Source organism: Pseudonocardia sp. D17 (genome assembly GCF_036984265.1).
Taxonomy (GTDB): domain Bacteria; phylum Actinomycetota; class Actinomycetes; order Mycobacteriales; family Pseudonocardiaceae; genus Pseudonocardia; species Pseudonocardia benzenivorans.
Map to the genome: position 1 here is coordinate 353,058 of NZ_BPRG01000234.1, position 6,788 is coordinate 359,845.

Annotated in this window: 7 protein-coding genes and 1 pseudogene; all 8 read right to left on the reverse strand. The window is 69.8% G+C overall.

The window, feature by feature from the left end; translation table 11 throughout:
* Positions 1–130 precede the first annotated feature (130 nt).
* Positions 131–454 (reverse strand): hypothetical protein, encoded by a 324-nt coding sequence (locus PSD17_RS33350; protein ID WP_339126166.1) that lies wholly within the window; start codon positions 452–454, stop codon positions 131–133.
* Between the two features lie 61 nt (positions 455–515).
* A pseudogene (gene fabG / locus PSD17_RS33355) lies at positions 516–1,273 on the reverse strand (3-oxoacyl-ACP reductase FabG).
* Positions 1,266–2,459, reverse strand: coding sequence for a CaiB/BaiF CoA transferase family protein (locus tag PSD17_RS33360; RefSeq protein WP_013673974.1), 1,194 nt, complete (start codon positions 2,457–2,459; stop codon positions 1,266–1,268). Before PSD17_RS33360 ends, fabG begins: the two are co-directional and overlap by 8 nt.
* Positions 2,456–3,442 (reverse strand): alpha/beta hydrolase, encoded by a 987-nt coding sequence (locus tag PSD17_RS33365; RefSeq protein WP_339126167.1) that lies wholly within the window; start codon positions 3,440–3,442, stop codon positions 2,456–2,458. Before PSD17_RS33365 ends, PSD17_RS33360 begins: the two co-directional genes overlap by 4 nt.
* 25 nt (positions 3,443–3,467) lie before the next feature.
* Positions 3,468–4,589 carry a thiolase family protein gene (locus PSD17_RS33370; protein WP_013673972.1) on the reverse strand — a complete coding sequence of 374 codons (1,122 nt, stop codon included), beginning with the start codon at positions 4,587–4,589 and terminating at the stop codon, positions 3,468–3,470.
* Entirely contained in the window at positions 4,586–5,005 is a 420-nt protein-coding gene (locus tag PSD17_RS33375) for a Zn-ribbon domain-containing OB-fold protein (RefSeq protein WP_041760788.1), read from the reverse strand. Before PSD17_RS33375 ends, PSD17_RS33370 begins: the two co-directional genes overlap by 4 nt.
* Positions 5,006–5,068: 63 nt before the next feature.
* Entirely contained in the window at positions 5,069–6,169 is a 1,101-nt protein-coding gene (locus tag PSD17_RS33380; protein WP_013673970.1) for a flavin-containing monooxygenase, read from the reverse strand.
* An 18-nt stretch (positions 6,170–6,187) separates the two neighbouring features.
* On the reverse strand, positions 6,188–6,788 hold a 601-nt coding region (locus tag PSD17_RS33385; protein WP_339126168.1), incomplete at its 5' end, for a transposase.

A 6,788-nucleotide genomic window follows, 5' to 3' on the forward strand; every position in this document is an offset into this window, starting at 1 on the left:
TCGGCAGCGAACGACATCGAGAGCGCGACGCGGTCAGCGGGCTCGCGCGGGCAGTGGCCGCAGGCGCCATGCCGACGACGCCGCGACCTCACGGCTCCCGACCGGAAGCGGGGCCGGCGTTCCCCGCCACTCAATCCGACGCCGGGAGCGCCGCAGCCGCTTTGATCCTCAGAATCGCCCCGTCAAGAGTCAGCGGCCCCGCACCGCCCTTGGTACACAGCACCTCGAGTGTCCCGGTGGCGTCGGTGTAGCGCTTTCCGAGCTGCACCGCGTCCGCTGCCGCCTCCGCCGCGTGCGGGGCTGACGCGAGGACGTCACCAGGGCCGACCATAGGAAGGCCTCCGCATGCCAAGATGCCTCCGGGCCCCGGCCGAATGACGATGAGCTCGGCCGGGCCGGTCTGGCTCTGCAGCCGCATCCCGGGGCGCAGCTCGGGTGCGAACGGTGTGGACATGGCTCACCTCTGGGTGGGTAGTGCGGCGGCGAGTGCCGCCGCTGCGGAATGGTCGTTTCGGTCAGACGCGCGGGCCGCCGGACACGTAGAGCACCTGACCGGACACGAACCCGGACCGCTCGTCGACGAAGTAGGACACGGCGTGGGCGATGTCCTCGCCCTGGCCCGCCCGGCCCACCGGGAGCTCAGCCACCCGCTGGGCGAGATAGTCCGTCCACGGCACTCCGAGTCGTTGTGCGGTCGCCCTGGTCATGTCAGTGACCACGAAGCCGGGCGCGACGCAGTTCACTGTGATCCCGAACCGTCCCAGCTCGAGGGCAAGCGCCTTGGTGAAGCCCTGCACGCCGGCTTTGGCCGCGGCGTAGTTGGCCTGCCCGCGCTTGCCCAGCGCCGAAGTCGAGGAGAGGTTCACGATGCGTCCCCATCGGGCCTGAACCATGAATCCCTGCACCGCCCGGCTCATCAGAAACGAACCCTTCAGGTGGACGTCCACCACCGCGTCCCAGTTCGTCTCGGTCATCCTGAACAGCAGGTCGTCACGGGTGATACCGGCGTTGTTCACGAGCACCGTGGGCGGCCCCAGCTCTGCCACCACCTGGTCCACCGCAACCTGAACCGCGGCGGCGTCGGTGACGTCGAGACGCACCGCGATCGCAGTCCCCCCGCGGCGACCACGGCGTCGGCCGAGGCCTTCGCTGCGCTCTCCTCCAGGTCCACGACCGCGACGGCCAGCCCGTCTCGGGCCAGGCGCTGCGCGGTGGCCGCACCAATTCCACGGGCCGCACCCGTGACCACGGCTACTCGGCGGGATTCAGACATCGGCGATCTCCTCGGGACGGAACTCGGACGGTGCGTCGTCGTGGATGCCCAACTCGGCCAGGACCGCCCGGGTGTGCTCCCCGAGCGCCGGTACCGGACCCATGGGGAGCTCGACGTCGCGGAAGGTCATCGGGGGGAGCACTCCGCGGACCTCTCCCACCTCGGTGCGCACGGACCGCCATCTGTCGCGCGCAGACAGCTGCGGATGCTCCACCACTTCGGCGGTGCCGTTGAGCTGTCCTGCAGGTACTCCGGCGTCCGCCAGGGCCTGGTCGAGATCCGCTGTCGCCCACTGCCGGGTGAAGTCCGCAACCAGCATGTCGCACTCCGCCCTGTTCGCCACTCGGGCCACGTTCGTGGCGAAGCGGGGGTCGTCGGCGTACTCGGGCTTCCCGAAGACCGCGCCGACAAGGGCGCGCCATCCCCGATCGTTCTGAACACCGATGAGGATCTGCCCGTCGGCCGTCGGATAGGCGTCGTAGGGCGCGATGGCTGCGTGCGACAGCCCCATCCTCGGCACCTGTCTGCCCCCGTAGAGCTGCATGTACAGCGGATGTCCCATCCACTCGACGGCGGCGTCGAACATCGACACGTCGATCACGGCGCCGACGCCCGTGCGGGCTCGGCGTACCAGCGCGCCCAGCACCGACATCGCCGCGTACACCCCGGCCCCGATGTCCACGGTCGGAACCCCGGTCTTGGTCGCCGTCTGCGGGGTCCCGGTCACCGCGACCATTCCGGACTCGGCCTGGATCAACATGTCGTAGGCCTTGCGGTCCCGGCGCGGTCCGGTCCGCCCGTAGCCCGAGATGTTGACCACCACCAGCTCCGGCTGGTCCGCGCGGAGCGTCTCCGCGTCCAACCCGAGGCGCTCGACGACCCCGGGTGCCGTGTTGTGGAGGAAGACGTCCGCCCGTGCGATGAGCGCCCGGGCCGCTCGCGCGCCCGCCGCGGACTTCAGGTCGAGCACCAGGGACTCCTTGCCGCGGTTCAGCCACACGAAGTGCGACGCGATCCCGCGCACCACGTCGTCGTAGCCGCGGGCGAAGTCGCCGCCGTCCGGCCGCTCGATCTTCACCACCCTGGCCCCGAGATCCGCGAGGTGTCGCGAGGCCAGCGGTCCGGCAACGGCTTGCTCCAATGCCACCACGGTCATCCCGGCCAGCGGCAGCTCCCCGACGGTCATGACGCCTCCAACCGGCGCCGCAGCCACCCGGCCCGGCACCTCACCGCAGCTGTCGAGAGTGTCGCGGCCGGCGCGACGATCTCGAAGCAGTGATAGGCCCCTGGCCACACGTGCAGCTCGGCCTCGCCACCGTCGGACCAGATGCGTGACGCATACTCCACGGTCTCGTCCCGGAAGGTGTCGACCGAGCCGACGTCCAGGAACGCGGGCGGCAATCCGCCGAGGTCCCCCGCGCGGGCCGGCGCCGAGTACGCACTGACCGTCGGTCCTCCGCGACGGGCGCCCAACCGCGCCGCCCATGCCGTACGGTTCGCCGTCCGGTCCCAGACTCCTTCACCCGCGAGCAGTCTGCTCGAGACCGTCTGCTCCCGATCGTCGAGCATCGGGCACAGCAGCAGTTGCCCGTGCGCGCGAGGGCCCCCACGATCGCGCGCGAGCAACGCCGTCCCGGCCGCCAGCCCGGCGCCCGCGCTGTGTCCGCCCACTATGATCCGGGTCGGATCGACCTGCAGCGTCCGGGCGTTCGACGCCAGCCAGCACAGGCCGGCATAGCAGTCCTCGACGGCAACCGGATCCCGGTGCTCGGGAGCCAGCCGGTAGTCCACCGACACCACCGTCACCCCGAACTCCGCGGCCCAGGTCAGGGCCGGGTCGATCCCGAACCGGAAATCGCCGAGGACGCCGCCGCCGCCGTGGATCCAGTAGAGGGCACCGGAGGTCGGTGTCGGAGGGCGCGCCACGAGCAGCCGCAGGTTCGGCCCGCCGTGACGGGTCGCGGTGACGATCCGGACCGCGACACCGTACTCGGCGGCGAGTTCCTCGACCGAGGCAGTCGTGCGTGCCGCACGCTCCCGAATCGCCCCGATCCCGGACGAGGTCACCGTCACGGGCATCTCGTCGCGCACCTGCGTCAGGGCCTCCGCCAACTCGGCGTCGAACGGCGGACGCTGCGGGGTCCGCAGCCGCTTCACGTCGTCATTCACGTTTCGCTCCGCACCATCGAAGGCCTCAGGCCCCCAGGAGCAGAACCTCGCCGATCACGACGACCAGCGCGATCTCCGCCTCGACCTGGTTGGCTGCGCTGTCGCCACGCAGCTGACGGACCGCCTGCACGACACGCTGCAACCGCTGGGACTCCCCCGTGTGCGAGTGCGACATCGTGCCGCCGTCGGTGACGATCGGATAGCGTCCACCGAGCTCGATCGCCCCGTTCGCGACGAAGTCCGGGCCCTCTCCCACCTCGCAGTAGCGAAGCGCCTCGAAGTACCGCACGATCTCCCATGAGAAGTTGTCGTAGAGCTCGAACAGGTCGACGTCGTCACGGCTGATCCCGGCCTGACCGAACGCGGCGTCCGCTGCCTTGCGACCCCACATCGCGACCCGTTCGTAGGTCGACGGATGGGTGTAGGTGGGCCCCCAGCTGTCGTAGGCGCCACCGAGTACCTTCACCGCGGGCACGTCGAGGTCCGCAGCTCGCTCCGCGGTGGTCATCACCACCGCAGACCCGCCCTCGCTGACGGTGGCGCAGTCCAGCAGCCGGTACGGACTGGCGATCAGCCGGGACGACAGCACGTCCTCCACGGTGTAAGGACCGCGGCCGTAGTAGATCGCCTCGGGGTTGCGCGCGCCGTTGTTGCGAATGACAGAGGAGATGTAGGCGATCTTCTCCGGTGCCACGGAGAACCGGTGCATGTACTGCTGAGCGGAGAGCGACCATTCCGCCGGCGTCATCAGCCCCCAGCACTCGATGAACTCGTTGGGGGTCCGCGCCCACGGCGCGACCGACGCCCGATCGGTATAGACACCCGCCTGACCGCTGGCGAGCACCACCGTGTCGCACACTCCGCGCTCGATGGCCGCGGCGGCCTCGACGACCGCGCCCGGACTGGGCACGAAGCCGCCGGTCCAGAACCACGGAATGCCGAGCGCATAGCCGAACGCGTCCGCACCGCCGCGGTAGTTCAGTCCGGAGAGCACGTTCAGGCCGTCGACATCGGCCACGGTGAGCCCGGCATTGCCCAGGGCCCCCTTGATCGCGGCCAGTGTCACCGAGTCGGAGGTCTCGCCCGGAAGCACCCGGGCCTGCGGGGTGTTGTAGGCGCCGACGATGACGGCCTGCCGCCTGCTCACGGCACGACCTCGAAGCACGGCAAGGTGATCTCGTCCGTGACCGGGATGAAGCGGACCCGCACGGCGTCACCGATCCTGACGTCCTCCGCGGGGCCTCCGACGATGTTGGTGATCATCTCGTATCCCTCCTCGAGCTCGACGACCGCCACGACGTACGGGGTCTCGAACGCAGGTGTCTGCGGTCTACCGATGACCGTGAACGTCACGATGTGTCCGCGGCCGGCGGACTCGACCCAGGTCAGGCTCGTGGCATGACAGGCCCGGCAGAACTCCTGCGGGGTGAAGATGTGTGCCCCGCACGCGTCGCAGCGTTGGACCAGTAGCCGATTCTCCCTGCATGCCGCCCAGAACGGCGCGCTGAGCGGCGTCGGGACCGGGACGGGCCGGGTCACCGACGAGCCGGCGTCGTGGGGCACGGACACCTCGAGAGGAGTGGCCTGTGGGGCCGAGGATGCAGGCATGGTGGTCCTCACTGAACCTCACCGGGTCCTTTCGGTCACCGCGACGTGTCGGGACGGCAGCGGAGAGCCGTCGAAGAGCAGGCCGTCGAAGCCACCGGTCGAGCGCCATTCCTCGACGGTCTTCTCGAATCGCCACACCCCCGGGGCGTAGGCGCCGTTCCGCTTGAACGCCTCGACGTTCGGATGGCCCTCATTGTTGTAATAGCCGGGTGTGCACGTCTTGAGGAACTCCGCGTTCCGACGAGCGGAGTCGACGACCGTGCGCACCCACCGCTCCTCGGCCTCGATCGTCGCCTCGACAGTGGCCGCTCCGACCCTCTGTGTCGCCTCGACCACCCCGGCGATGTGCCGCGCCTGCACGTCCAGCAGGTGCGTCTGGTTCGAGGCGATCCCCACCTGGTTGATCGCGACGATGAAGAGGTTCGGGAAGCTGTGGGTCTGCATACCGAAGAGCGTGGAGATGCCGGGCGCGAACTTCTCGCTCAGCGTCAGTCCGTCCCGGCCGACCACGTCGAAGCCGAGTCGCGTGGCGAACGACGCACCGATGGTGAAGCCGCTCGCGAACACGATGCAGTCGACCTCGTATTCCTGCCCGTTCGCGACGACTGCGGTCGGAGTGATCTTCTCCACCCCCTTGCCATCGGTGTCGACGAGGGTGACGTTGGGCCGGTTGAAGGTCGGCAGGTACTCGTCGTGAAAAGTAGGGCGCTTGCACAGAGCTCGGTAGTACGGCTTCAGCGCCTCGGCCACCTCGGGATCGGTGACGGTCGCGTCGACGCGGGCGCGCACAGCCTCCATGACCTCGAAGTCGACCGCCTCGTCCAGCACCCCTGCGTGCAGTGCACGGTTGCGGAAGATCTTCGTCCAGCCGTCGTCGACCAGGTCTTCGCCGACATCCTCCCCCGCGATGTAGCCGGAGAAGTTCGCCACACGCTCCCGTTGCCAACCGGGGCGCAGCGACGCCGCCCAGTCCGGATCGGTGGGCCGGTTGTCCCGGACGTTGACCGCGGACGGCGTGCGCTGGAAGACGTAGAGATGCTCGGCGCTCGCCGCGACGTGGGGAACGACCTGGACGCCGGTGGCCCCGGTCCCGATGACCGCCACACGTTTGTCGGCCAACCCCGCGAATCTCCTATGTCAACCGGCCTCCGGATGGCAAGTACCGGGGCTGCCCGCGTCTGCCCGGAGCCGGTGGTAGACCACGTCGGCGAGGTGGCGTCGGAGCACCCGTAGGGCTTCGGTCTTCGAGTTCCCGGCGGCCGTGCGTCGCTGGACGAGTGCCTGGGCGGGTCGGTGGATTCGTACTTGGGTGACCGCGATGCGGTGCAGGGCGGCGTTGAGCTGCCGGTTGCCGCCGCGGTTGAGGCGGAACCGCGCACGGTTGCCCGCCCAGACAGGGATCGGCGCCGTCCCGGCGTGCATGGCGAACGCGGCCGAGGACCGGAAACGGTCGACCCCTGCGGTCTCGACGAGGACCTTCGCCGCAGTCAGCCCGCCGCAGCCAGGAATAGCCAGCAGGTGCGGCACCAGCGGCTGCACCTGGGCCTCGATGCGCCCCTTGAGCTGCCCGACCCGCCGCGTCACCGTGATGATCCGCTCGATGAGCTCGACGGCGATCTCGGCGCGCACGCCGCCCGCAAGCCGGCCGATCTGTTCGCGGAGCCGGTTCAGCGGGGTGATCCGGTTCAACGCCTGCCCGCGTGGCAGCGCGACCTCAAGGTCGTGCAGGTGCCAGCCC

Bases quoted from the DNA above. Each gene is read 5' to 3' on its own strand.
- PSD17_RS33360 (WP_013673974.1), bottom strand. From the start codon at position 2,459: ATGACCGTCGGGGAGCTGCCGCTGGCCGGGATGACCGTGGTGGCATTG.
- PSD17_RS33350 (WP_339126166.1), bottom strand. From the start codon at position 454: ATGTCCACACCGTTCGCACCCGAGCTGCGCCCCGGGATGCGGCTGCAG.